This is a genomic window from Sphingopyxis sp. 10G20-10, assembly GCF_057365075.1.
On the sequence record NZ_CP195117.1, the window covers coordinates 582258 to 606284 of the forward strand.

General features: G+C 60.2%; 26 protein-coding genes and 1 pseudogene. 12 read left to right on the forward strand and 15 right to left on the reverse strand.

The features are described 5' to 3' along the window. Window positions 1-2 precede the first annotated feature (2 nt). Both ACR3XE_RS02815 and ACR3XE_RS02820 read right to left on the reverse strand, forming a co-directional pair. Complete coding sequence (locus ACR3XE_RS02815; protein ID WP_486185895.1) at window positions 3-1604, reverse strand: hypothetical protein; 1602 nt, start codon at window positions 1602-1604, stop codon at window positions 3-5. After that, window positions 1531-1806, reverse strand: a complete 276-nt coding sequence (locus ACR3XE_RS02820) for a hypothetical protein (protein WP_473699102.1) — start codon at window positions 1804-1806, stop codon at window positions 1531-1533. Before ACR3XE_RS02820 ends, ACR3XE_RS02815 begins: the two co-directional genes overlap by 74 nt. A 204-nt stretch (window positions 1807-2010) precedes the next feature. Between ACR3XE_RS02820 and ACR3XE_RS02825 the strand changes: the two are divergent. The 9 genes and pseudogenes from ACR3XE_RS02825 to ACR3XE_RS02865 form a co-directional block, all read left to right on the forward strand. Continuing rightward, window positions 2011-2235: pseudogene (locus tag ACR3XE_RS02825) on the forward strand (DEAD/DEAH box helicase); the annotation flags it as partial. 127 nt (window positions 2236-2362) lie between these two features. Continuing rightward, a complete protein-coding gene (locus ACR3XE_RS02830) occupies window positions 2363-2710 on the forward strand; it encodes an ArsR/SmtB family transcription factor (RefSeq protein WP_473699101.1) in 348 nt (115 codons plus the stop codon). After that, window positions 2707-3198, forward strand: a complete 492-nt coding sequence (locus ACR3XE_RS02835) for an ArsI/CadI family heavy metal resistance metalloenzyme (protein ID WP_473699100.1) — start codon at window positions 2707-2709, stop codon at window positions 3196-3198. Before ACR3XE_RS02830 ends, ACR3XE_RS02835 begins: the two co-directional genes overlap by 4 nt. A 52-nt stretch (window positions 3199-3250) precedes the next feature. Continuing rightward, entirely contained in the window at window positions 3251-4300 is a 1050-nt protein-coding gene (gene arsB / locus ACR3XE_RS02840) for an ACR3 family arsenite efflux transporter (protein ID WP_473699099.1), read from the forward strand. Window positions 4301-4375: 75 nt separating this feature from the next. After that, window positions 4376-6151 carry a DNA helicase RecQ gene (gene recQ / locus ACR3XE_RS02845; protein WP_473699098.1) on the forward strand — a complete coding sequence of 592 codons (1776 nt, stop codon included), beginning with the start codon at window positions 4376-4378 and terminating at the stop codon, window positions 6149-6151. A gap of 50 nt (window positions 6152-6201) precedes the next feature. Beyond that, the gene (locus tag ACR3XE_RS02850) at window positions 6202-6636 is read left to right on the forward strand and encodes a protein tyrosine phosphatase family protein (RefSeq protein WP_473699097.1); all 435 of its coding nucleotides are present in this window, start codon (window positions 6202-6204) and stop codon (window positions 6634-6636) included. Beyond that, on the forward strand, window positions 6633-7040 hold the full coding sequence (locus ACR3XE_RS02855; RefSeq protein WP_473699096.1) for a hypothetical protein: 408 nt from the start codon (window positions 6633-6635) through the stop codon (window positions 7038-7040). Before ACR3XE_RS02850 ends, ACR3XE_RS02855 begins: the two co-directional genes overlap by 4 nt. Further along, a complete protein-coding gene (locus tag ACR3XE_RS02860; protein WP_473699095.1) occupies window positions 7033-7941 on the forward strand; it encodes a sterol desaturase family protein in 909 nt (302 codons plus the stop codon). Before ACR3XE_RS02855 ends, ACR3XE_RS02860 begins: the two co-directional genes overlap by 8 nt. A 134-nt stretch (window positions 7942-8075) precedes the next feature. Further along, a complete protein-coding gene (locus ACR3XE_RS02865; protein WP_473699094.1) occupies window positions 8076-9659 on the forward strand; it encodes a GMC family oxidoreductase in 1584 nt (527 codons plus the stop codon). A 251-nt stretch (window positions 9660-9910) separates the two neighbouring features. Here ACR3XE_RS02865 and ACR3XE_RS02870 read toward each other — a convergent pair whose 3' ends face one another. The 13 genes from ACR3XE_RS02870 to ACR3XE_RS02930 form a co-directional block, all read right to left on the reverse strand. After that, a complete protein-coding gene (locus ACR3XE_RS02870; protein ID WP_486185896.1) occupies window positions 9911-12319 on the reverse strand; it encodes a TonB-dependent receptor in 2409 nt (802 codons plus the stop codon). A 210-nt stretch (window positions 12320-12529) separates the two neighbouring features. Beyond that, window positions 12530-13909, reverse strand: coding sequence for an ammonium transporter (locus ACR3XE_RS02875; RefSeq protein ID WP_473699092.1), 1380 nt, complete (start codon window positions 13907-13909; stop codon window positions 12530-12532). A 17-nt stretch (window positions 13910-13926) separates the two neighbouring features. Continuing rightward, the gene (locus ACR3XE_RS02880) at window positions 13927-14265 is read right to left on the reverse strand and encodes a P-II family nitrogen regulator (RefSeq protein ID WP_473699091.1); all 339 of its coding nucleotides are present in this window, start codon (window positions 14263-14265) and stop codon (window positions 13927-13929) included. Window positions 14266-14460: 195 nt separating this feature from the next. Next, window positions 14461-15159 (reverse strand): endonuclease/exonuclease/phosphatase family protein, encoded by a 699-nt coding sequence (locus ACR3XE_RS02885; protein WP_473699090.1) that lies wholly within the window; start codon window positions 15157-15159, stop codon window positions 14461-14463. 18 nt (window positions 15160-15177) lie between these two features. After that, a complete protein-coding gene (locus ACR3XE_RS02890; RefSeq protein ID WP_473699089.1) occupies window positions 15178-15408 on the reverse strand; it encodes a putative signal transducing protein in 231 nt (76 codons plus the stop codon). Further along, complete coding sequence (locus ACR3XE_RS02895) at window positions 15408-15974, reverse strand: pyridoxamine 5'-phosphate oxidase family protein (RefSeq protein ID WP_473699088.1); 567 nt, start codon at window positions 15972-15974, stop codon at window positions 15408-15410. Before ACR3XE_RS02895 ends, ACR3XE_RS02890 begins: the two co-directional genes overlap by 1 nt. A 34-nt stretch (window positions 15975-16008) precedes the next feature. Further along, window positions 16009-16593, reverse strand: coding sequence for a DUF924 family protein (locus ACR3XE_RS02900; RefSeq protein WP_473699087.1), 585 nt, complete (start codon window positions 16591-16593; stop codon window positions 16009-16011). Further along, the gene (locus ACR3XE_RS02905; RefSeq protein ID WP_473699086.1) at window positions 16590-16997 is read right to left on the reverse strand and encodes a hypothetical protein; all 408 of its coding nucleotides are present in this window, start codon (window positions 16995-16997) and stop codon (window positions 16590-16592) included. Before ACR3XE_RS02905 ends, ACR3XE_RS02900 begins: the two co-directional genes overlap by 4 nt. 77 nt (window positions 16998-17074) lie before the next feature. After that, window positions 17075-18517 carry a metalloprotease TldD gene (tldD, locus tag ACR3XE_RS02910; RefSeq protein WP_473699085.1) on the reverse strand — a complete coding sequence of 481 codons (1443 nt, stop codon included), beginning with the start codon at window positions 18515-18517 and terminating at the stop codon, window positions 17075-17077. 53 nt (window positions 18518-18570) lie between these two features. Continuing rightward, on the reverse strand, window positions 18571-19137 hold the full coding sequence (locus ACR3XE_RS02915; protein ID WP_486185897.1) for a DUF4402 domain-containing protein: 567 nt from the start codon (window positions 19135-19137) through the stop codon (window positions 18571-18573). A 103-nt stretch (window positions 19138-19240) separates the two neighbouring features. Then, window positions 19241-19444, reverse strand: a complete 204-nt coding sequence (locus ACR3XE_RS02920) for a zinc-finger domain-containing protein (protein WP_473699082.1) — start codon at window positions 19442-19444, stop codon at window positions 19241-19243. Window positions 19445-19500: 56 nt separating this feature from the next. Further along, window positions 19501-19995, reverse strand: a complete 495-nt coding sequence (locus ACR3XE_RS02925) for a DUF4402 domain-containing protein (protein ID WP_473699081.1) — start codon at window positions 19993-19995, stop codon at window positions 19501-19503. 77 nt (window positions 19996-20072) lie between these two features. Further along, window positions 20073-20633 carry a DUF4402 domain-containing protein gene (locus ACR3XE_RS02930; RefSeq protein WP_473699080.1) on the reverse strand — a complete coding sequence of 187 codons (561 nt, stop codon included), beginning with the start codon at window positions 20631-20633 and terminating at the stop codon, window positions 20073-20075. A 112-nt stretch (window positions 20634-20745) separates the two neighbouring features. On the opposite strand from ACR3XE_RS02930, the gene ACR3XE_RS02935 reads away from it, so the two are divergent. The 3 genes from ACR3XE_RS02935 to ACR3XE_RS02945 are packed head-to-tail and all read left to right on the forward strand — an operon-like array spanning window position 20746 to window position 24024. Beyond that, the gene (locus ACR3XE_RS02935) at window positions 20746-21666 is read left to right on the forward strand and encodes an ABC transporter ATP-binding protein (protein ID WP_473699079.1); all 921 of its coding nucleotides are present in this window, start codon (window positions 20746-20748) and stop codon (window positions 21664-21666) included. After that, a complete protein-coding gene (nadB, locus tag ACR3XE_RS02940; protein WP_473699078.1) occupies window positions 21659-23257 on the forward strand; it encodes an L-aspartate oxidase in 1599 nt (532 codons plus the stop codon). The genes ACR3XE_RS02935 and nadB overlap by 8 nt, the downstream gene beginning before the upstream one ends. 59 nt (window positions 23258-23316) lie before the next feature. Next, on the forward strand, window positions 23317-24024 hold the full coding sequence (locus ACR3XE_RS02945) for a sulfotransferase family protein (protein WP_473699077.1): 708 nt from the start codon (window positions 23317-23319) through the stop codon (window positions 24022-24024). The last annotated feature ends 3 nt before the right edge of the window (window positions 24025-24027 follow it).

Here is a 24027-nt window from a genome sequence, read left to right on the forward strand (position 1 = left end):
GGCTAGTTTGCAATCATCTGAAGAGCTACCAAGTAGGCGGCTGTTAAAGTTGATAAAAACAGAATGGCGAGGATGAGTATTGCTATAACATAGCCAATCCAATCAGTTGTGTATCGAGCTAAACTTGTTCCGATGGCCTTCGCTAATGGTGAAAGCAGGCGTTTCAATTTTGTCCCAAATGGGATGTATGTGAGATCACGTAATATGAGGATGAAAACCGCAAATCCAATTATTATGAATGTGCCGATAAAAACCAGCGGGTGGTTGCTCACCCAGAGAATTACATCAACGGTCGCCGATCGCGGAACAGCAGGGCAAGGAAGTTTAGATTTAGCAATATCGGCACAAATTATCGGACGTACTTGCACGGCCCCGGCCCAAAGAGCGAGACATGATAGCAAAACACCTAACATTGTTGCGAAGAGCTGCATTCCTCCAGCGCGTCTCCAGGAAGCGAGGCTTTCAGTTGCTTCTACCGATGCGCGCGTATGGGTAAAGTCATACACTGTAAGACCGGTTTGATTGAGATGTTTTTCTTCGATTTTTTTCGGTCTGGTGACTTTGGCCAGCGTTGACTGGAATGAGTCTGCATAGGCCAGAACTCCTTGTGCTTTCTTGAAATCATAGAGATCGTTGTTGCGACGGAATTGGGAGACAACCCGAGCCAATCCCCAGAGGGTCTCACGGCGCCAATTAAGTTCATTTTCTCGGTGGCCGTCTGATGTCGAGGAAGCAGTTAGCCTTGTTAACGGTAACAGTTGGTCTGAATCCGGTTCGTGATGGTAGTGGCGGTGGGCCGCGTCCTTTACAAAATAGTAGACTTGTGAGGGCAATGCCGATGCCAACTCGAGTTCAGCCGAGGATGGTTGAATTGCTCCAGAATGCACCTCTCGGCCAAGGAAGTCTTTGTTGTTAAACCAAAGACGGATTTCACCTGTACGAAAAAGTGCGAATTTAATTTGAAATATTGCTACCCCTGCCAGTCGGGCATCACCAATTTTTTCCAACGTCGATGATGGCAAACTATCCGGCTCGGTATCTTCATCTTCAAATTGCGATTTTAGCTCTTTCAATAGCTCTGACCGCTTAGCATTTATAAATTTATTTCTCTCTTCCGGGAGAACAAAAACCGCCCCCATTAAGGCTCCCTGATCATCAATTGTTTCGCCAGCACCATCCACATCGACAAAAGGCGTCTTTGCATTTGCTGTTTGACCGATCAGGAAATAGTCCTGCGAAACCTGTGGGCGCAATCGTCGAAGAACTTCACCTGGAAGAATGTAGTCTTGCGCTGACCGGCGTTGATGGACAGCGACGATCCGGTTCAATCTGCAATTCGTAGGGCGGTTCAGAGAATGAAAGCGTGCACGCATCACATGTGTTCCGATGATGCTGAACGCCAAATGGCCCAGCACAGTCGGAATCCATCCGGCGTAACTATGTTCGACGTTAATCCAAGGATACGGACCGCTATCCGGTAAAGCAAATAATGCTTCTGGCCTGCTTTGACCTCTACCTTCCACTATGAAATTAGCAAATTTCTGCTGAAATCGTTCGTGTCTGCCGGACGGACGCAACACGTCCATTGTCAGCATAGAACTCAAGGCCTTCAATCACGTCTATCGTCGAGCCATCGCTCGGCTTCGGCATTTGGCCTTTAATCAAAGCAACTAGGCCGTATTTTTTGCGGCGAAGATTTCGTATTTGGTTAGGCCCTTGGCGAATGACGGAAATTAGTACCGCAAAAATCATCACCGCAAGAATGCCGAAAAATACGAACGCCACAGCGTTTGCTAATTCGCTCATTCTGAAAGCTCCTTCCATGCAATAAAAACGCAAATTTATCACGAAAGTTGCCGTACGCTGCAGATTCCAACAAATCAATATCGAAATATGTAGACGGAACAGGCAATAGTTTCCGAGAAAAGAATGAAAATGACAATGAAACGTTGCAATTTGATTGAAGGCACTCACTACCGCTCCCTCGCCCGCCCCGCTACAGCATCCCCCATGCCCTCCCAAACCCTCCTTCCGCTTTTGAAATCCACCTTTGGTTTTGACGCCTTTCGCGGGCGGCAGGCCGAGGTGGTGGATCGCGTGATGGCGGGGCAGCGGACGTTGGCGGTTATGCCGACGGGGGCAGGGAAGTCGCTCACCTATCAATTGCCCGCTGTGGCGCTGGACGGGTGCGTGGTGGCGGTGTCGCTGTTGATTGCGCTGATACATGACCAGTTGTGCTGGGTGCGGGCTTCTTTTCGGCTTATCACGGTCGCATGACCACATTTCCACATCTATCGAAATAACCCTTGACTCCCCCTCCCCAATTCCATATTTCGACAATTATCGAATCATGGAGAGTGTCATGGAGTCCGAACCCGTCATCCGCGCGCTTGGCGCGCTTGCACAGGAGCATCGGCTCGCGCTGTTCCGGCTGCTCGTTCAGGCGGGACCGGAGGGGCTGGCGGCGGGGGTGATTGCCGAGGCGCTTGGGGTGCCCGCGTCGTCGTTGTCGCACCATCTGGCGCAGCTCACCCATGCGGGGCTGATCGGGCAGCGGCGTGAGAGCCGGTCGCTGATCTATTCCGCCGATTATGGCGCGATGAATGCGCTGGTCGGATTCTTGATGGAAAATTGCTGCGGCGGCGGGGCGGTTTGTGCGCCCGACGCTGGCTGCGGCGTCACAGCTAACAAAGAAGGGAAAAAGCCATGAGCCGTTTTCATATGCATGTCGGGGTTGCCGACCTTGATAAATCCATCGCCTTTTATTCGGGATTGTTCGGCGCAAAGCCGAGCGTGACCAAGGATGATTATGCCAAATGGATGCTCGACGATCCGCGCATCAACTTTGCCATTTCGGTGCGCGAGGGCGCGCGCCGCGGGATCGAGCATGTCGGATTACAGGTCGAGGATGCCGCCGAACTGGCAACGGTTTACGGCCGGTTGAAGGATGCGGGCGCACCGGTGCTGGAGGAAGGCGCGACGACATGCTGTTATGCCAAGTCGGAGAAAAGCTGGATCGCCGACCCCGATGGCGTGGTGTGGGAGGCGTTCCTGACCAACGGCGAAGCGGTGGTTTATGGCGACAATCCCGATTTCGCGCCGCTGTCGGCCGGTGCCGACGGGGCCGCCGAGGGCGCGTGCTGCGTCCCCGCCGGAGCCAAGCCCGCCGCCGCGCCCGCTTCCGCCGGTTGTTGCTGATCACAGGACGGGGAAGGGCATATGCCTTTCCCCGTTTCAAGGACCAAATGCCATGCCACGCAGCCGCCTCGGTTTTCTCGATCGTTATCTGACCCTGTGGATATTCCTCGCGATGGCGCTGGGGGTCGCGCTGGGCAGCCTGTTTCCGCAAATGCCGCAGCATATTGACGCGATGAGCGTTGGCTCGACGAATATTCCCATCGCCATCGGATTAATCCTGATGATGTATCCGCCGCTGGCGCGGGTGCGATACTCTGCCCTGCCGCGCGTGTTTGACGACCGGCGCGTGCTGATGCTGTCGCTGGTGCAGAACTGGCTGATCGGGCCGGTGCTGATGTTCGTGCTGGCGGTGATATTCTTGCGCGATGAACCCGCCTATATGACCGGGGTGATATTGATCGGTCTGGCGCGCTGTATCGCGATGGTGATTGTCTGGAACCAGCTGGCCAAGGGTGACAATCAATATGTCGCGGCGCTGGTCGCGTTCAATTCGCTGTTCCAGATTTTGTTTTTCAGCGCCTATGCGTGGTTCTTTCTGACCTTTCTGCCGCCCTTGCTGGGGCTGGAGGGGCAGATGGTGGACATCAGCACCTGGATGATTGCCGAGGCGGTGTTGCTGTATCTGGGGGTGCCGTTCCTCGCCGGATATCTGACCCGCACGATATTGACGCGGAGCAAGGGCGAGGCCTGGTATGAAGCGCGGTTTTTACCGCGTATCGCACCGGTCACGCTGATCGCGCTGTTGTTCACCATTGTCGCGATGTTCAGCCTGAAGGGCGGCGAGATATTGACCTTGCCGGTCGATGCAATGCGGATCGCGATTCCGTTGACGATTTATTTTGTCGTCCAGTTCGTCATCAGCTTTGCGATGGGCAAGCTGATCGCTGTCGATTATCCGCGCACCACCGCGGTCGCCTTTACCGCGGCGGGCAATAATTTCGAGCTGGCGATTGCGGTTGCGATTGCCGCCTTCGGGCTGGCGTCGCCGGTTGCCTTTGCCGCCGTGATCGGGCCGCTGGTCGAGGTGCCGGTGTTGATCCTGCTGGTCAATCTGGCCTTTTGGTTCGGGCGGCGCTGGTTCCCGGATAGCGTGCCGCGATAAGACGGGGGAGCGGCGGAGCAAAAGTCCGACTAAGCCCCTACCGCTGGTGGACGGGGCTTGCTAGGGGCGGGGCTCATGCCCGCATCCGCCCTCCTTCCGCTTTTGAAATCCACCTTTGGTTTTGACGCCTTTCGCGGACGGCAGGCCGAGGTGGTGGATCGCGTGATGGCGGGGCAGCGGACGTTGGCGGTGATGCCGACGGGGGCAGGGAAGTCGTTGACCTATCAATTGCCCGCTGTGGCGCTGGACGGGTGCGTGGTGGTGGTGTCGCCGCTGATTGCGCTGATGCACGACCAGTTGCGCGGGGCGCGGGCGGCTGGGGTGCGGGCGGCTTCGCTGACCAGTGTCGATGCCGATGGCGCGGCAGTGCGGCAGGCGTATCGCGATGGCGAACTCGACCTGCTCTATGTCGCGCCCGAACGGGCGACGCAGGAGCATTTCGCGACGCTGTTGTCGGCCCGCGCGCCCGCCCTGTTCGCGATTGATGAAGCGCATTGCGTGTCCGAATGGGGGCATGATTTCCGGCCCGATTACCGGCTGCTGCGGCCTTTGCTCGACCGCTTTGACGATGTGCCGCGGCTGGCGCTGACCGCGACCGCCGATGCGCATACCCGCGATGACATATTGGTGCAGCTGGGGATCCCCGCCGACGGGCTGATTTTGGCGGGCTTTGACCGGCCCAACATCCGCTATGGCCTGCGCGGGCGGGTGAGCGCGGCGAAGCAATTGCTGCAATTCATTGGCGACAATCCGGGGCCGGGGATCGTCTATTGCCCGACGCGCGCGCAGACCGAGAAGCTGGCGGCGCAGCTGGGTGCGGCGACGGGGCGGCGGGTGGCGGCCTATCATGCGGGGCTGGAGCCCGAAGTGCGCGCCGCGGTGCAGCGCGACTTTGTGGCGTCGGAAGACGGGATTGTCTGTGCCACCGTCGCGTTCGGGATGGGAATCGACAAGCCCGATGTGCGCTTTGTCGCCCATGCGGGGCTGCCCAAATCGATCGAGAGCTATTATCAGGAAACCGGGCGCGCGGGGCGCGATGGCGATCCGGCGGAGGCGCTGCTGTTATGGGGCGCGAATGATTTTGCGACGGCGCGGGTGCGGGTGGCGGAGCTGCCCGAGGAGCGGCAGGCGGGCGCGCGGGCGCGGCTGAATGCACTGGGCGCGCTGGTCGAAACGCCGGTGTGTCGGCGCGCTTTGCTGCTGCGCCATTTTGGCGAAAGCCCGCCCGAAAGCTGCGGCAATTGCGACAATTGTCTGGAGCCTCCGGCGCGGGTTGATGCGACCGAACTGGCGCGCAAATATCTGAGCGCGGTCTATCGCACCGGACAAAGCTATGGCGCGGGGCATGTCGAGGCGGTGCTGACCGGACGCAGCGACGAGCGGATTGTGTCGCGCGGGCATGACAAATTATCGGTGTTCGGGATTGTCGCGGGTGAGGAGGCGCGGTTGCTCAAGCCGCTGGTGCGCAGTTTGATGGCGCGCGAGGCGCTGAGCGTGACCGAGCATGGCGGGCTGATGCTCGGCCCCGAAGCGCGGCCGGTTCTGAAAGGTGAAGCCGAGGTGATGATGGCCGAGCCGCCGGTGAAGCGCACGAAACGCGAAGCACGCGGCGGAAGTGCGGCGGCGAATCCTGTGGGTGATCCCTTGTTCGAGGCCTTGCGCGCGACGCGGCGCGAGCTGGCGCAGGAGGCCGGCGTGCCGCCCTATGTGGTGTTTCACGACGCCGTGCTGCGCGCGATGGCGAGCGACCGGCCCGACAGCCTGCACAAGATGGGCGCGATTGCGGGCGTGGGGGCAAAGAAGCTGGAGGCGTGGGGCGATGCGTTTTTGGCGGTGATTGAACAATATTGAATTTCACCTAGCCGCTTGTCAGCAAGGGCGCGCTGCCTATAGTTCGCGCCATGAGTGATTTCAGACCCCTGACCCCCGCCTATGCGGTCGCCCCGCAGATCAGTCTTGCCGATGTCGCCGCCGCGAAGGAGGCGGGCTTTGCGATGATCATCAACAACCGTCCCGATGGCGAAGACCAGTCGGCACCGCAGGGCGACGAGATCGCGGCGGCGGCGACGACCGAGGGCATGGCCTATGCCGCGATTCCGGTCGGCGGTGCGGGGTTCAGCCATCCGCAGCTTGACGCGCTCGACGCCGCGCTGGCGGGGGCGACGGGGCCGGTGCTGGCCTATTGCCGGTCGGGCACGCGCTCGACCCATTTATGGGCGCTGGCGCGGGCACGGGCGGGCGATGATCTGGACGGGATTTGTCAGGCGGCATCCGAGCAGGGGTATGATTTGAGCGCGCTGCGGCCGATGCTCGACGCGCTGGCGGGCGAGCGGTGACACTCGCGCAGATGATCCAGCTGGGCGCATCGATTTTGGCGGTGCTGTTTGTTGCCTGGCTGGTCAAGCGCATCGGGCTGGGCGCCGACCCGCGCATCGCCGATGCCGCCCATGCGATCCGGTTGGCCGATGAGGCCGAGGCTGGATTTGGCGGGGTCGAAGTGGCGCGCGACCGCGCGGGCTTTGCCGCCATCGTCCGCAATGCCGAGGGACGCCAAATGCTGGTGCGCGCGCATGGCAATTTCTTTGCGGCGCGGGCCATTGATGCCAGCGTCATAGGGCGGCTCGACAAGGACCAGTTGACGCTGACCGTCCCCGAGCGGAGTTTTGGTGCGGTGACGCTGCATCTGGGTAAAGAGGCCGGACTTTGGGCGAGCCGGATGCGGGAATTACATCATGGATGAACTACCGAACCCTGTCGACTATGCGGTCCCCGCGTTCATCTTGCTCATCCTGATCGAAATGGTCATCGCGCTGCGCGCCGACAAAAGCCGCTATGAATCGCGCGATACGTTGACGTCGTTGTTGTTGGGGACGGGTAGCACCGTCGCGGGGGCGCTGACCGGCGGGGCGGTGGTCTTGCTGGGGGTGTGGCTGCACCAGTTTGCGCTGTTCGACATCGGGCTGGGGTGGAGCCAGTGGTGGTGGGCGTGGATCCTGTGCTTTTTCCTCGACGATCTGGCCTATTATTGGTTCCATCGCACCGCGCATCGGGTGCGCTGGTTCTGGGCGAGCCATGTCATCCATCATTCGAGCCAGCATTATAATCTGTCGACCGCGTTGCGGCAGACGTGGACGGGATTTTTCAGCCTGTCCTTTGTCTTTCGCCTGCCGCTATTCCTGATCGGCTTTCCGCCCGCGATGGTGTTTTTCGTTGTCGGCCTCAACCTCATCTATCAATTCTGGATCCATACCGAGGCGATCCGGCGTTTTCCGAAATGGTTCGAAGCGGTGATGAACACGCCGTCGCATCATCGCGTCCACCATGGCGTCAACCCGCGCTATCTGGATGCCAATTATGCAGGCGTGTTCATCATCTGGGACCGGATGTTCGGAAGCTTTGTGCCCGAGCGGGATGACGAGCCGGTGCGCTATGGCATCGTCAAGCAGCTTGGCAGTTTCAACTTTTTGTGGGCCGCGGTGCATGAATGGGTCGGGATTGCCAAAGACGTCTGGCGTGCGCCGTGGCGGCACAAGCTGAACTATATGGTCCGCGAGCCGGGATGGAGCCATGACGGCAGCCGGATGACGAGCGCGATGATCCGCGAACGGTGGCGCGCGGGACGGGGTGACCAAACTGACTAAACCAGGCGCGTCGTTGCTTCGCTGCGCTCGCAATGACGACCGTTGGGGTGGTTTTCTGCCTTGCGCCGGTCTCTAATGACATTCATGTAAGTCGCAAATGACTACCCAATGGGTGGCGAGTGGGAGAGTGACGCGTGGACCAGTTTGACATCATCGTAATCGGCGGCGGCAGTGCGGGGAGTGCGGCGGCGGGGCGATTGGCCGAGGATGAAACGCGCAGCATCTGTCTGATCGAAGCGGGCGGGCGCAATAATGATGTCCGCGTCAAAACGCCCGGCTTCATGCCGTTCATTCCCGACAAGTCGAACTATCGATACGAAACGGTGCCGCAAGCGGGGTTGAACGGGCGCACCGGCTATCAGCCGCGCGGGCGCGGACTGGGCGGGTCGAGCGCGATCAATGCCATGGTTTATATTCGTGGGCATCGCTTTGATTATGACCAATGGGCGGCGCTGGGGTGCGACGGGTGGAGCTATGCCGATGTGCTGCCCTGGTTCAAAAAGAGCGAAGGCAATGAGCGTGGCGGCGATGATTTTCACGGGGGCGATGGCCCGCTGAATGTGATGGACCAACGCTGGCCCAATGCGCTGAGCGGCAAATTCGCCGACAGTGCGGCGTCGCTGCAACTGGCGCGCAACGATGATTTCAACGGCGCGAGCCAGGAAGGTTTCGGCCTGTATCAGGTGACGCAAAAGGGTGGCGAGCGCTGGACGGCGGCGCGCGCCTATGTCGAGCCTTTGCGCGGGCGGGCGAACCTCGACATTCGCACCGACGCGCTGGTCGAGAAAATTTTGGTCGAGGACGGGCGCGCGGTCGGGGTTCGCATCCGCAGAGGCGGCGGGTCGGAAACCATTCGCGCGCGCTGCGGGGTGATCCTGTCGGCGGGGGCGTTCAACAGCCCGCAGATTTTGATGCTGTCGGGCATCGGACCGGCTGCGCATTTGCAAGAGCAGGGTATTGCCGTGGTTGCTGACCGCGCCGCCGTCGGCAGCGATTTGCAGGACCATATTGATTATGTGTCGAGCTGGGAGACCGCATCGCGCGAACCCTTTGGCGACAGTTTGGGCGGCAGCTGGCGGATGGTGAAGGCGATTGTCGAGCATCGCCTGAAACGCACCGGCATCATGACGACCTGCTTTGCCGAGGCCGGAGGATTTTGGAAATCATCGGCCGACCTGCCCGCGCCCGATGTGCAATATCACTTTGTTCCGGCGATGCTGGAAGATCATGGGCGCGCCAAGGTGAAGGGGCACGGATTTTCCTGCCATGCCTGTGTGCTGCGCCCCGAAAGTCGCGGGACGGTGCGACTGGCGTCAGGCGATGCCGTCGCTGCGCCCCTAATCGATCCGGCCTTCCTGACCGATGACCGCGATATGGCAGTGCTACGCGCGGGCGTGCGGATGATGCAGCGCATCTGCACCTCGCCGCCGCTCAGCGATTATGCTGGCGTCGACCGGCATCCGGTTGATCTTGCCGATGATGCCGCACTCGATGCGCTGATCCGCAGCCGCGCCGACACTGTCTATCACCCCGTTGGCACCTGCCGGATGGGCGGCGATGCCGATAGCGTCGTCGATCCGACATTGAAGGCGCGCGGAGTTGAAGGTCTGTGGGTTGCCGATGCGAGCATCATGCCGCGGCTGGTTTCGGGCAACACCAACGCCCCGAGCATTATGATCGGCGAGCGCGCGGCGGCCTTTGTGCAGGCGGCGCTCTAGTCAAAACCGGTCATAAAAAAGCTGCGCTGAATGGGATTATTTGTCCTGATTCGGTGATCGGACGTGCCAGTGTCTGAATCGGAGGTGCGACGCAAAAGGCAAGGAATAGCGATGGCTTCGGGCAAAAAAGAGGGCCGAGACTTGCGTCCCGGCCCAGCCTTTCAGGCTCTCCCCTCCTGAAATCGAAGTGGCTGAATGCCACATTAATGACGTGTTGAAAAGGGCAAATTTGGGGACAGCCCTTTCTTTCGTTAAAAAGACTTGCGGGCGGTGAGCCCGAAGGTGCGGGGTTGGCCGACAGTGAATCCCAACCGCGCCCGGCCACCCCGTTCCCGGTCGAAGGACAGCAGCGGGTTTTCGTCGAAAACATTGTTCACATAGGCAATCAGCGACAGGCCATTGTCGAAATCGATTCCCGCGCTGAGGTTGACCAGCTGATAATCGGGAAGTTTGAGATCGACGATCGTCGCCGCATTGGCAGGCTGCCCCCCGAAAGGAAGTCCGGGCGAAAAGCTGCGCGGATTATTTTCCTGATCCGACGGCTGGGTATAGCGGGTGCCGACGTGCTGGATCGATGCAGCGACATAGGCCTTGGCCGCATCGGCGACCGGCCATTCATAGCTGCTGTTGGCCGAAATCTGGAATCGCGGCACCGTCGGCAAGCGATTGCCGTCACGAATACCCGCAATCACCACGCCCGACGTGTCGGTCACCGATGAATTGAATTTGGAGCTGATGAGGCTTCCCGAAAGACCAAGAGCCAGTCCTTCGGCCGGATTCGCTTTCAATTCAAATTCGACGCCTTGCGAATGCGCTTTGGGAACGTTGAACACGACGCGCGAGGAACAACTGCCCGCATCGGCGGTCACTTGCAGGTTGCTGATGTCGTTATAGAAGGCCCCGGCATTGAAGGTGAATCCGCGGCCCTGTGTCTTGATGCCGAGTTCATAGTTCCACAGCGTTTCGTCGCGATAGCGCGGCCGGTTGCCAAAGGTCATCGCGTCGACCCCGCCCGCCCCTCCGTTGCACAGCGGAATGTTCAGCGGATCATTGACCCCGCCGAGGCGGAATCCTTTCGATGCCTGGGCATTGATCGTGACATTTGGCATTGCCTTGTAACTAACCAGAAAACGCGGGGTAAAACCGTCCGATTTGGTCTGGTCGGTCTGACGATCGCCATTGGAGAACAGGCCGCCCGAGATGAAGCTGCGGGTTTCCTTAAAGTCATAATAGCGCCCGCCAGCGGTGACCGCGAGGGCGTCGGTCAGGTCATAGGTTCCCTCACCGAAAAGGGCGAACTGCTTGATATTATAGGGCAGGTCGGCGTTGTAGGGCGAATTGGGACCAAAGCCGTTGGCGACAGCCGCCGATGTCCCCGCGCCCAAAGTGGCGTCGGTGACCGCGTCATAACCGGGTGTCGGCAGGCGCTGTGCATAAATGCGGTCGACCTTGGAATAAAAGGCACCGAACACCCACTGGAACGGACTGTCAGTATCCGATGCCAGTCGCGCTTCCTGTGTGTAGGTTTTCAAGTCGGTGTTGTCGCGCAAATTGGACGGCAGGAGGACGCCTGCATCGGGATAGCCGAGATCGACCGAAACCGAACCGGTCAGCGCGCTGGCATCACGGCTGACCACGATGTTGCGGTCCAAATAGGTCGAAATCGACGTCAGCTTGACCCCGCCAAAACCGATATTGATCGTGGCGTCGGCCAGGAAGGTTTCATCCGAAAAGGATTCGGGACGGAGCAGATATTGCTCGCGCTCTTTGAATGTGATCGCCGGACGGGTTGTGTTGAAGGGGTTGGCATAGAGATTGTAAACATCTTGCCGGTTGAACCCGTCGGCTGTGACCTTTTGATAGAGGACGCGCGGTGTGATGCTGACATTGTCGCTGGGTTCAAAGGTGATCGCGATGCGGCCGCCATAACGTTCGCCGCTGTTGACATTTTTGTCGCGTGTGCCGCCTTCTCCGAGTGCATCGATAAAGCCGCCGTAACGCGTGTAATAGCCAACCGCCCGCATCGCCGCCTTCTGGCCCAGTGGCACATTGACCGCGCCCTTCAGATAGCCGCCCAGATCCTGACCGTCGACGAGGTTGACGTTCGCTTCGACCATGCCTTCGGTCGCGCCGAGCCGCGGCTGATTGGTGATATAGCGGATGGTGCCGCCGACCGATCCCGAGCCGAACAATGTGCCTTGCGGTCCGCGCAAGGTTTCAACCCGGTTGAGATCGAAAAGGTCGATATCGGGGGTGAAAAGCGACAGCGAGATTACCGATTCGTCGAGATAGACGCCGACCTGTTCCTTGACCCCCGGTTGATCGCGAACGACCTGTCCCGCCGACACGCCACGCAGGCTGACCTGACTTTGCCCCGGCCCGAGGTTTTGCACCGCGAGGCCAGCGACGTTGCGCGACAGATCTTCCAGCGTGACCGCACCCGATTTCTGGATATCCTCGGCGGTCTGGGCGTTGATGGAAAAGGCCACGTCCTGCAAATTGGCGTTGCGCTTGGTGGCCGTCACGATGATGATATTGCTGTCGTCATTCTGATTGGCGTCCTGCGCAGCAGCGGGGGTGGCAATCGCCAGCGCGACCAAAGACAAACCAGCCAACAGATGGCCGCGACAATGGTTTGAAGAAAAATGAGGCTGTTTCACGTCATATCTCCCTAAATGCGGGATGTTTTCATCCCTGTCTTTGGCGAAGCTGCGCCGCCATTGAATTCTTCGCAAGGAACAAACATCAAGCGACAAAAAAATGGCCGGGACATGTTGCATCCCGGCCACAGTGGTTCTCGCAGGAGGAACCTGGGGAGGATCCCGCCGCCTTATAGGAGGGTAGTAGGCGGCGGCGGGTATCCAAACTCGTCAGTAATTATAGGCGCGCTCGCCATGTTCGCCGAGGTCGAGCCCTTCGCGTTCGACGTCCGGGCTGACGCGCAGGCCGGTCACGGCCTTGGCGATTGTGATGGCGATGACGGTGCCGACACTCGCCCAGATGATGGTGATAACCACCGCCATGATCTGTGTGGCCAGCTGGGGGCCGAGCGCATAATCACTGCCCGCCGGACCGCCGATGGCGACCAGCATGGTAAAGGCCGTGCCGATCGCGCCGACCATGCCGCCGATGCCGTGGATGCCAAAGGCGTCGAGCGCATCGTCATAGCCCAGTCGTGTCTTGAGCTTGGTCACGGCAAAGAAGCAGACGACCGAGGCGACACCGCCAAGGACAATGGCACCAAAGGGGCCGCTGTTCCCTGCCGCTGGCGTGATCGCGACCAGACCGGCGATGATGCCCGAGCAAAAGCCCAGCGCCGAACCTTTGTGCCCCGAAAGCCGTTCGGCGAGCATCCAGCAAAGCGCAGCCGAAGCGGTGGCGACGAAGGTGTTGACCATCGCCAGGCCCGCCGAGCCATCGGCCTCAAGCGCCGAGCCGGCGTTGAAACCGAACCAGCCGACCCACAGCAAGCCGGTGCCGATGCCGGTCATGGTCAGCGAGTGGGGCGCCATGATTTCCTTTTGATAGCCGATGCGCTTGCCCAGAAAGAGGCAGGCGACGAGCGCCGAGACACCGGCATTGATATGGACAACGGTGCCGCCCGCGAAATCGAGCGCGGCGGGGGTGTCGGTGCCGAACATGCCGCCTTCAAAGAAGAAGCCGCCGCCTGCCCACACCATATGGGCAATCGGGAAATAGACGATGGTCAGCCAGATGACGCCAAAGATCATCACCGCCGAGAATTTCATGCGTTCGACGACCGAGCCGAGCACCAGCGCGAGGGTGATCGCGGCAAACGTCATCTGGAAGGAGATGAACACATACTCGCTGATCACTTCGTCCGAAAAGGTCGCTACCGTTGAATCGGCGGTGACACCCGACAGGAAAAATTTGCCCCAGCTGATCACCGCATTGCCCTCGGGACCAAAGGCGAGGCCATAGCCCCACATGACCCAGACCAGCATCGCGAGGCAGGCAGCCGCGCCCACTTGCGTCATCGTCGACAGCATATTCTTGGTCCGCGTCAGACCGCCATAAAAGAGCGCGAGGCCGGGCAGGATCATCATCAGGACGAGAACGGTGGCGGTCATCATCCAGGCGTTATTGCCCGGATTGGGAACCGCCGGAGCCGCCTTGGCCACGGCGTTGGCCGCGGCGGGTGCGGCATCCTGTGCCCAGGCGGGCAGGGCGGCGAACAGCGCAAGGCCGGCGGCCCCGGCTGTGGTCGCCAATTTATGTGCGAACGTCATTTTGTCCCCCTTTGTCATTATAGTGCCGCCTCGCCGGTCTCGCCCGTGCGGATGCGCACGGCCTGACCCACGTCGAGGACGAAAATCTTGCCGTCACCGATCGATCCGGTGCCGGCGCTTTGTTGGAGCGTTTCAACGACCCGCGATGCGAGCGCATCATCGCAGACGAGTTCGATCTTGACCTTTGGCACCATGTTGGTCGCATATTCGGCGCCGCGGTAGATTTCGGTTTGCCCCTTTTGGCGGCCAAAGCCTTTGACTTCGGTCACGGTCATTCCCGCGATCCCGACGGTCGTGAGCGCCTCGCGCACCTCGTCGAGCTTATGTGGTTTGATGATGGCCAGGATCAGCTTCATGATGTCCCCTTTGCAATGTGCACAATGTTGCACTGCAACAGGCGTGCCAGATTACGGCGGGGGGAGAATAATTGAGCGTTTGTTACAAGGGGAGGGTCTGCAACAGGCTGTTTCGTTCGTTTATTGAGCAGCGGCGCCCAATCACTGCCTAATTATTAGGCAGTGCGAAGGGTTTCGGATTGTGAGGAATTGGCCTTAGGGAGACGCCAGTTTCAGCCGCGCCCAGATCGGTAGATGGTCCGACGCGCGCGCGGCGAGCGGGCTGAGGTGCACGCCGGATTCAATCGCAGCGAGGTCGGGCGAGGCAAAGATGCGGTCGAGCCGCGCCACGGGGCGGCGGCTGTGGAAGCTGTGGCCGGTGTCGACGAGCGGATGATCGGCCCCGAAATCGCGCAAGCATCCCCCATAGCTGCGCCATTCATTGCAATCGCCCATCAAGATCGTCGGCAGGGTTTCACCCTCGGCGACATGCGTCAAAATGGCGCGCGCCTGTTGCCGTCGCCGCAGTCCCGAAATGTCGAGGTGCATCCCGACGACGCGCACGCGCTGATCGCCGAGGCGCACCGTTGCCGCGACCGCGCCGCGCGGTTCGAGCATGGGAAGGTGGAGCGCGTGGCTTTCCTCGATGATCGCGCCTTTGCGGACGAGCAGGGCATTGCCGTGCCAGCCGATGCTGTGTGGGCGGTTGTCGAGCATGACGGGGACATAGTCGCTGTGATCGGCGAACATCTGTTCGGGGATGGCGCTGGCGCGCGCGCCGAAGCGGCGGTCGGCCTCTTGCAGCGCGACGATATCGGCGTCGAGTTCGCCGAGCACCGCGAGCACCCTGCCGGGATCTCGGCGGCGATCGAGCCCGATGCCCTTGCGCATATTATAGCTGGCGACTTTGATCATCTGTGCAGATTCAAGCGCTCAACCGACCGAAGCGTTCCCGCCCGCCGCAAATTCGGCCAGCAGGGCCTTCGCCTCGGCCAGATCTTCGTCGAGCACCATGATGCGAACCGGAATCATCATCCCGACGCTGTCGGCGATATTCATGCCGGCATCGAAGCAGACCGCGCCAACCCCGGCGCTTTCCAGACGCCCGCGCAGCAGTTCAGCCTCCGCCCCGCTGGACATACGAAGAAGTTCGACGAGCGCCATCAGATGGGGTCTCCGGCGATATAACGGTCGGTGGGGCGCGTCGGCAGTCCGTCGATGCTTTGGGTGCGTTTTTTCATCTTCTCCGCCCATTTGTCGGGGTCAGCCTGACGATGATATTTTTGCAAAGTATCGCGCTCGTGCTGCAGTTCCATCATCGGCACGCCCCAGCCGCAGCTGGTTTGCACGCTCTGCACGTCGATCAGGAAAATCTGGCGGGTGCCCGGCAACAAGGTGAAATGCGCGGCAAGATCGCCCCAGTCGCTGTCTTGCGGCAGGATGGGGCGACCCTTGCCATAGATGCGCAGGATGAGTGCGCTGCGATCAAAGGCGCAGAACATCAAAGTGACGCGTCCGTCGGCGGCCAGATGGGCGTGGGTTTCATTGCCCGATCCGCCGAAGTCGAGATAAGCGACCTGGCTGTCCGACAGGATCTGAAATGTGTCGGCATAGCCTTTGGGAGACAGGTTGATGCGGCCATCGGTGGCGGCGGTGGCGACAAAGAACATCGGTTGTTTGGCGATGAATGCCTGATGCTTGTCGGTCAGCGTGTCGGTGAATTCGGCCATGCCGCAATCCTTAGCAGGCGATCGCCTGTGCGTATCACCAATTTTTGCCCTCCTCGATAGCGGCGGTTTCGGCGTCACGGCTTTTTCGGCCAAGCACGGCGTTGCGATGCGGGAAGCGGCCAAAGCGTTTGATGATGTCAAAATGCTGTTGGGCATATTTGAGCGAATTGGCGTCGCCGCGCGCCGCGAACAACCGAAGCGATTCGCGTTGGTCGTCGAGGTTTTCGCTATGCTCGAACGGCATATAGATAAATTGACGCTGGTCCTCTGGACTATCCTGATCCCATCCGCGCTCGACCACCGCGCGGGCGATGGCGCGCGCGTGGGTATCGGTGGCAAAGGCGTCGGCCGACCCGCGAAAAATGTTGCGGGGCACCTGATCGAACAGGATGATCGCGGCGCGGGCGGTGTCGGGGTCGGTCAGAAAAGTTTCGACGGGTTGCGAACGGAGAGCGGTGTGCCAGTCGGCAGCGAGGTCTGCGACAGCTTTGTCAAAGGCAGGGCCACCGCCGTACCAATCCGCCATGCCATGCGCGTCAAACCAAAAGTGGAGCAGTCGCGCGGCCCAGTCATCGGGCGGCGCGGTGACGTCCTGTTCGTCCCTGTCGATCAGTGTCACTCTGTGGTGGCGGGGCGGCGATAGGGGACGAATTTGCCCAAGGAGACAAAGCCGTTGTAAAAACGGCTGCTGCGATCATGGAGTTGGACGGTGTCGATGCTGCACAGCCGACTGGAGGATAATCTGGTGACGAGGATGTCGTCATCATCGAGCGAGTCGGCACCGCTTCGTGGATGGTTGACCCAAAATGTGCTGCCGATGCGATAGACGATGGCAGTCTTGTCGATGACCTGCGAACTGTTGACGCTAGAGAGGGTGATACAGTTTTGCGGTTCCCCCGCGACCCGACCATCCAGCAGTTTGGCAAGTTGCTGATCGGGTGTCAGGCGTTCGCGCGCGGCTGATGATGCCGGAACTGCAATCAGCGCGGTGGCGGCAAGGATGGCGGTGGTCAGATGACGCATGGGACGACTCCTTTGTTAGCAGACTACATCTTTTAGTCTGAATGAGCCATGACTGACGGAAATGGGCGCCAAACGGCCTATGCCGTACCGCCCACCGTTAGCGCGCTGACCAGCAAGGTCGGTTGGCCGACGCCGGCGGGGACGCTTTGGCCGCCTTTGCCGCAAATGCCGATGCCTTCGTCGATCGCCATGTCGTTGCCGATGCCCATCACCTTGGTCAGCACGCTGGGGCCATCGCCGATAAGTGTTGCGCCCTTGATCGGCGCACCGAGTTTACCATTTTCGATTTTATAAGCCTCGGTGCAGCTGAAGACGAATTTGCCCGACACAATATCGACCTGTCCGCCGCCAAAGCTTTTGGCGAAAATGCCCGATTTGACGCGCGACAACAACTCGGCGGGATCATCCTGACCGCTGTTCATAAAGGTGTTGGTCATGCGCGGCATGGGGGCGTGGGCAAAGCTTTCGCGGCGGCCATTGCCGGTCGGTTCAACGCCCATCAGCCGCGCGTTCAGCCGGTCCTGCATATAGCATTTCAATATGCCGTCTTCGATCAACACGGTCTCGCTGGTCGGGGTGCCTTCATCGTCGATGCTGAGCGAGCCGCGGCGACCGCCGCCGACGGGGCTGTTGAGGCTGCCGTCGTCGATGACGGTGACGCCGGGTGCGGCAACGCGTTCGCCGATGCGGCCCGAAAAGGCGCTGGTGCCCTTGCGGTTGAAATCGCCTTCGAGTCCGTGGCCGACCGCTTCGTGGAGCAGGACGCCGGGCCAGCCGGGACCGAGCAGCACGGTCATCTCGCCAGCCGGTGCGTCGACCGCCTCCAGATTAACGAGGGCTTGTGCGAGCGCCTCGTCGATGGCGCGGTTCCATTGCGCTTCGGCGAACAAATGGTCGTACATGTAACGGCCACCAAGCCCGAAATAGCCGCTTTCGCGCCGTCCGTTTTCCTCGACGACGATCGAGACGTTGAGGCGGACGAGCGGGCGGATGTCGGTCGCCAGAAAACCGTCGGCGCGGACGATTTCGATCACCGACCAGCTTGCGGCCAGACTGACCGACACCTGGACGATGCGCGGGTCGCGCGCACGTGCGGCGGCATCGACCTCTTGGCACAGCGCCACTTTTTTGGCGAAGGGGATGAGGTCGAGCGGGTTGGCTTCGTCATAGAGATGGCGGTTGGTGCGCGCCGGTGCGGGGGCGTGGGGCGTTTTGGTCGGGTCGAGCAGTGCGAGCGTTTCGGCGGCGCGGCGGATCGCCGGGGCGCTGATGTCGCTGGCATGGGCAAAGCCCGTCATCTCGCCCGACACGGCGCGCAGGCCGAAACCGGCGTCGGTCGAATAATCGGCGGTCTTGAGTCGCCCGTCATCAAAACCAAAGCTCTCGGTCGCGCGATATTGCAGATAAAGCTCGCCATCATCGGCGCTGGCCAGCGCGTCTTTGGCAAGAACTTGCGCCAGATCGGGGTCGAGGGCGTCGGTACGATAGAGAAAGCGGCGGGGGTCAGTGGGGCTGTTCATAGACGCGATATAGGCACGCTGCCCCGCATCCGCAAAGGGTTCGCGCTGAGCGGCTACAGATAGTTGACGGTCAGATTGAAGGTGCCGCTGTAATCGCCGTCGGGTTGATTGGCGGGAACATTCAGCGTGCCGCCGACATAATAAGTCTGCACGCCCGTCGCCACGACAGTCACCGTGCCGACCAAAGGAAGCGTGATGACGTTGAGTCCCGACCCATAGGTGCGAGTCAGATTGACGGTCATGGGGGGCGCTCCGCCGCCGGCGCGCGTCAGGGTGGCGGTGTTGCTGCCGTTGATTGTGACAATCAGGCCGATGCGTGCGGCGCCCTGAAAGGTTGCGCGATGCGCTCCGCCACCGACCGGCGTCACGCCGCCCGCGGTCGTCAGCGCGTTGCTGGACGGGTTGATGGTAACCGTGCCGCCCGTGGTGCCGCTGACCAAGGTTCCAAAATCCAGATCGGCGGTTTTAATCAGGCTGAGCGGTTGAACGACGACGGCCCGAGCGGTGCCGTCGCTATCGGCGGCCTGCGCCGGAATCACGCCAAATCCCATCGCCGCGATGGCGACAATGATCAGACGTACTGGCGATGCCGCCCGTTGCTTTGCACCCCGTGAAACCATCCATCCTGCTCCTGTCTGGCACAGTTATGCCAGCACCGGATGTGCATCGAATGGATAATCAGGGTAAAAAAGCTGTTAAGCTTTGGGCGTGGAAAAAGGGGAATCAGCCCTTGTCGGCGACGCCGCCGATCAGGATGAACCGCCGGTCACAATAGCCGCAGTCCGCAAACCCGTCGTCGGGATCAATCTCCAGCCACACGCGCGGATGACCGAGCGCGGCATTGGCAAGACCATCGCCGGTGCCATCACAGGCGATGCGGCTTTTGCTGACACGGAGGGTTTCGGGTGGGGGGGCTGATGTCGTCATGGCTTTCGCGCATAGCAAGCCTGTTTCGGCTGGGCAATCGGGTGATGCGTGACGTGCTATTGATAATTGAAGGTCATGGTGAAAGTGCCGCTATACAGCCCTTCGGCCTGATTGGCATTGACGCGCAAGGTGCCGCCGACACCAAAGCCGATGATGCCGTTGCTGCTGGTGATACGGAAATTATTGCCGTTGCCGATCTGCGACAGGCCTGAAAGCGCGCCAATGGTGAATTTGTTCAGTCGCATTTGCGCGCCGGGGCCGGTCAGGAATATCCGGTTCGACCCTGTTTTGATGAGCACCCGGTTGCTGCTGCCCTGTCCGGCAAAGCGCGCCGGATGGGTTCCCGCACCGACGGTGATGACGCCGCCGGTGGTGGATATTGTACCGTCGGGACTGACAATGACATTGCCCTGAGACGCCGAAGGTATAATCGATCCGAAATCAAGATCCTCGTCACTGACCAGCGAAAAGGGTTGCAGCACCAACGCCTGCGCGTCGGCACTGGCATCTGCGTCCTGTGCCGCGACAGGGAGAGCCCAAAGTGCCGCCATGAAGGCAGCGGCGGCGAACCCCCTCCCGATTCGCCGCCGCGCCCTGTGGTGAGTTGCTTTGCTCCTCACCCGGAGTCCTATTGGTAATTGAGGATGATGGAGAAGGTGCCGCTATAATCGCCCGGCGCCTGATTGGCATTGACGTCGAGCGTCGCGCCAACCGGAAAGTTGAAATTGCCCAGCCCGGTGGCGATGCGAAAGCGCAGCGGCGACGTCGACAACAACACGGTCGGCGTGCTGCCGATATCGAAATTGCGGACCCGCATCTGCTGACCCGGTCCGGTAATGAAGATGCTGTTTGCGGCGACCGAGATCACAACGCGCTGATTGGGCGAGCCGAGTCCGGCAAAGCGCGATGGCGCGCCGCCATTGCTGGCGAGCGTTACACCGCCCGATGCGGTGCGTGTTCCGTCGGGGAACAGGCGCACGGTTCCCGCCGTTCCTGACGCAATGATATCACCGAAGTCGAGATCATTGACCTTGAAGAAGCTCAGGGGCTGAAGCACGATGGCCTTGGCCTGGCCCTGCGAAGTCGCCTGCGCCAACGCCGGCGTGCCGACGGCCGGAGCCATCAACAGCGCAAAGGCGGCAGCGCCGCGTCGCAGAAACGACGGGAAGTTGGTGTGTCTGGTCCTCACAACCTGTCCCCTAGTGATACAGTCATAAATTATGCTTACGCATCATGGTAAACAAAGTCTTGCCATCAGCCCCCTTTCGCGGCGGCGCATCCATCGCTAAGCCCGTCGTCCTATGACCCAAGCTGCTATCTCCATCGACGCTGTTTCGAAAATTTATGCCGGGGGCAAGCAGGCCCTCGACAATGTCAGTTTTGATGTTCCGCGTGGTCAGATATTCGGGTTGCTAGGTCCCAACGGGGCAGGAAAATCGACGCTGATCAATATATTGGCAGGGTTGGTCAACAAAACGGGCGGTCATGCCAGCATCTGGGGTTTCGACATTGATGCCGATCCGCGCAATGCCAAATATTCGATCGGCATTGTCCCGCAGGAAATTGTTTTCGACCCCTTTTTCACGCCCTTTGAAACGCTGGAGAATCAGGCCGGATTCTATGGTGTGCCCAAGGCGAAGCGGATTTCGGAGGAATTGCTGGCGGCCGTGCGGTTGACCGACAAGCGCGACGCCTATGCCCGCACGCTGTCGGGCGGGATGAAGCGGCGGTTGCTGGTGGCCAAGGCGATGGTTCATTCGCCGCCGATCATCGTCCTCGACGAACCCACGGCGGGCGTGGATATCGAACTGCGCCAGCAATTATGGGACTATGTCCGCGGGCTCAACGCACGCGGCGTCACCGTGGTGCTGACCACGCACTATCTGGAAGAAGCCGAGGAATTGTGCGACCGCATCGCCATCATCAACCATGGCAAGTTGATCGCCAACAAGCCGACGCGCGAGCTGGTCGATATGGCGCGCGAAAAGGTGGTGTCGCTGACGCTCGATAGCGATGTGACCGACCTTCCCGAACATCCGGCCTTTGACAAGGTCGAGCGCGAGGGCGATCGCGGGCTGGCGATCAGCTATAATAAGGACCGGATGAATGCGGGTGATGTGCTGACCGCGGTGCAGGGCATGGGGCTGCATATTGTCGACGTGTCGACCCGAGAGGCCGATCTGGAAGATGTCTTCCTAAACCTGACCCGCGCCGATGGGTGAGGGCACTGTCCATGATGTCGTTATCATCGGCTCTGGCGCGGCGGGATTGTCGGCGGCGATTAGTCTGGCCGACAAGGCGAAGGTGCTGGTGCTGGCCAAGGGAAGCCTGACCGGCGGTTCAACCGCCTGGGCGCAGGGCGGCATTGCCGCAGTGCTCGATGCAGGCGACACATTTGAAAATCATATCAACGACACGATGGTGGCGGGCGCAGGGCTGAACCGGCGCGAGACGGTTGAATTTGTCATCGAAAATGCGCCGCACACAATCGAGCGGCTGGTCGAGATGGGGGTGCCCTTTAACAAGGAAGCCGAAGCGCTGCACCTGACGCGCGAGGGTGGCCATTCGCACCGCCGTATCGTCCATGTCGATGATGCCACCGGCTGGGCGGTGCAGGCTGCATTGCTCAAAACCGCCGAGGCGCATCCCAATATCACGCTGTTGCCGGGGCAGACGTGCATCGACCTGATCACCGGACGCCATGAAATGCGTTATTCGGGATCGGGTAGCGTGTGGGGTGTCTATGCACTCGACGAAGCGAGCGGCAAGGTTCACGCGCATACAGGCCGCGCGACGATTCTGGCGAGCGGCGGGGCCGGACGTGTCTATCAATTTTCGACGGCTCCCAGAGGCGCGACCGGCGACGGCATTGCGATGGCGTGGCGTGCGGGTGCGCGCGTGTCCAACATGGAAATGATGCAGTTCCATCCGACCTGCCTCTATAATCTGGAGGTCAAGAATTTCCTGATTACCGAGGCGGTGCGCGGCGAGGGTGGACATTTGAAAATTCCGCCGGGCTTTCCGGGCGGCGGCGAACGCTTCATGCCGCGCTTTGACATGCGCGAAGAATTGGCGCCGCGTGACGTTGTGGCCCGCGCGATTGACCATGAGATCAAGCGGTTGGGGCTCGACTATGTCCACCTCGACATCAGTCACAAAGACCCCGACTTTGTGAAGGGCCATTTCCCCAACATCTATGACAAGCTGGTGGGGCTGGGCATCGATATGACCAAAGAACCGATCCCCGTGGTTCCGGCGCAGCATTATACTTGCGGCGGGGTGCTGATAGACCTGGCGGGGCGGACCGACCTTCCCAGCCTTTATGCGGCAGGCGAAGTGACCGAAAGCGGGCTGCATGGCGCGAACCGGCTGGCGTCGAACAGCTTGCTTGAATGTTTTGTCTTTGGCGAAGCCGCCGCCGCCGACATTGTCGCGCGCTGGGACGAAATGGCCCCGCCGCCGCCGATCCGCCCGTGGGACGAAAGCCGCGTTACCGACAGCGACGAAGAAGTCATCATCAAGCAGAACTGGACCGAAATCCGTCGCTTCATGTGGAATTATGTCGGCATTGTCCGCACCACCAAGCGGCTGGAGCGCGCGCAGCACCGCATCAATATGCTGACCCATGAGGTGGGGGATTATTATGGTCATTTCCGCGTGACCACCGACCTTATCGAACTGCGCAACCTGCTCCAATGTGCCGAGTTGATTGTCAAAAGCGCGCTGCACCGCCACGAAAGCCGCGGGCTGCATTATACGACCGATTATCCCGAAACGCTGTTGGTGCCCGAAGATACGGTGTTGGTGCCGTGATACAGTATTGATTGTCAAACTCCGGTCCCGCGATACAAGCATGTCGGGGGGATGTGATTATGGGCTTACAAGTTATCGGCGCCGGTTTTGGCCGGACGGGAACGATGTCGATGAAGGCTGCTCTCGAACAGCTCGGCTATATCAAGACGCACCATATGCTGGAGGTGTTGCCCAACGCCGAACAGCGGCAATTATGGCAGCAAGTGGCAGAGGGGGCTGCACCCGACTGGGACGCTATTTTTGATGGTTTCCAGGCGTCAGTCGATTTTCCGTCGAGCACCTATTACAAGGAATTGCTGGCGCGTTATCCCGATGCCAAAGTTCTACTGACGGTTCGTGATCCCGACAGCTGGTATAAAAGTGCCAACGAGACCATCTATCCAATCAGCACCGCCGCACCGCGTTGGGCGCGTAAATATATCAAGATGCAGCGGCAGATTGATGCCATTGTGCAAGGCACGGTGTGGCAGCGGGTATTCCATGGCCAGTTTGAGGACAAGGCCAAGGCGACACAGATTTTCCGCGATTATATCGAACAGGTCAAAGCCGATGTGCCCGCCGAAAAATTGCTGATATTCGAAGCCAAACAGGGGTGGGAACCGCTTTGCGCCTTTCTGGACAAGCCCGTCCCGGCGACGCCGTTCCCGCATGTCAATGACACCGCAGAGTTCAAAAAGCTGATCCGCAAAATCCGTTTGAGTTTTGCGGTCATCCACACGCTCGCGGCAGTGGGTGTCGCGGCGTTGCTCTGGTTTGCGTTAAGTTAGAGT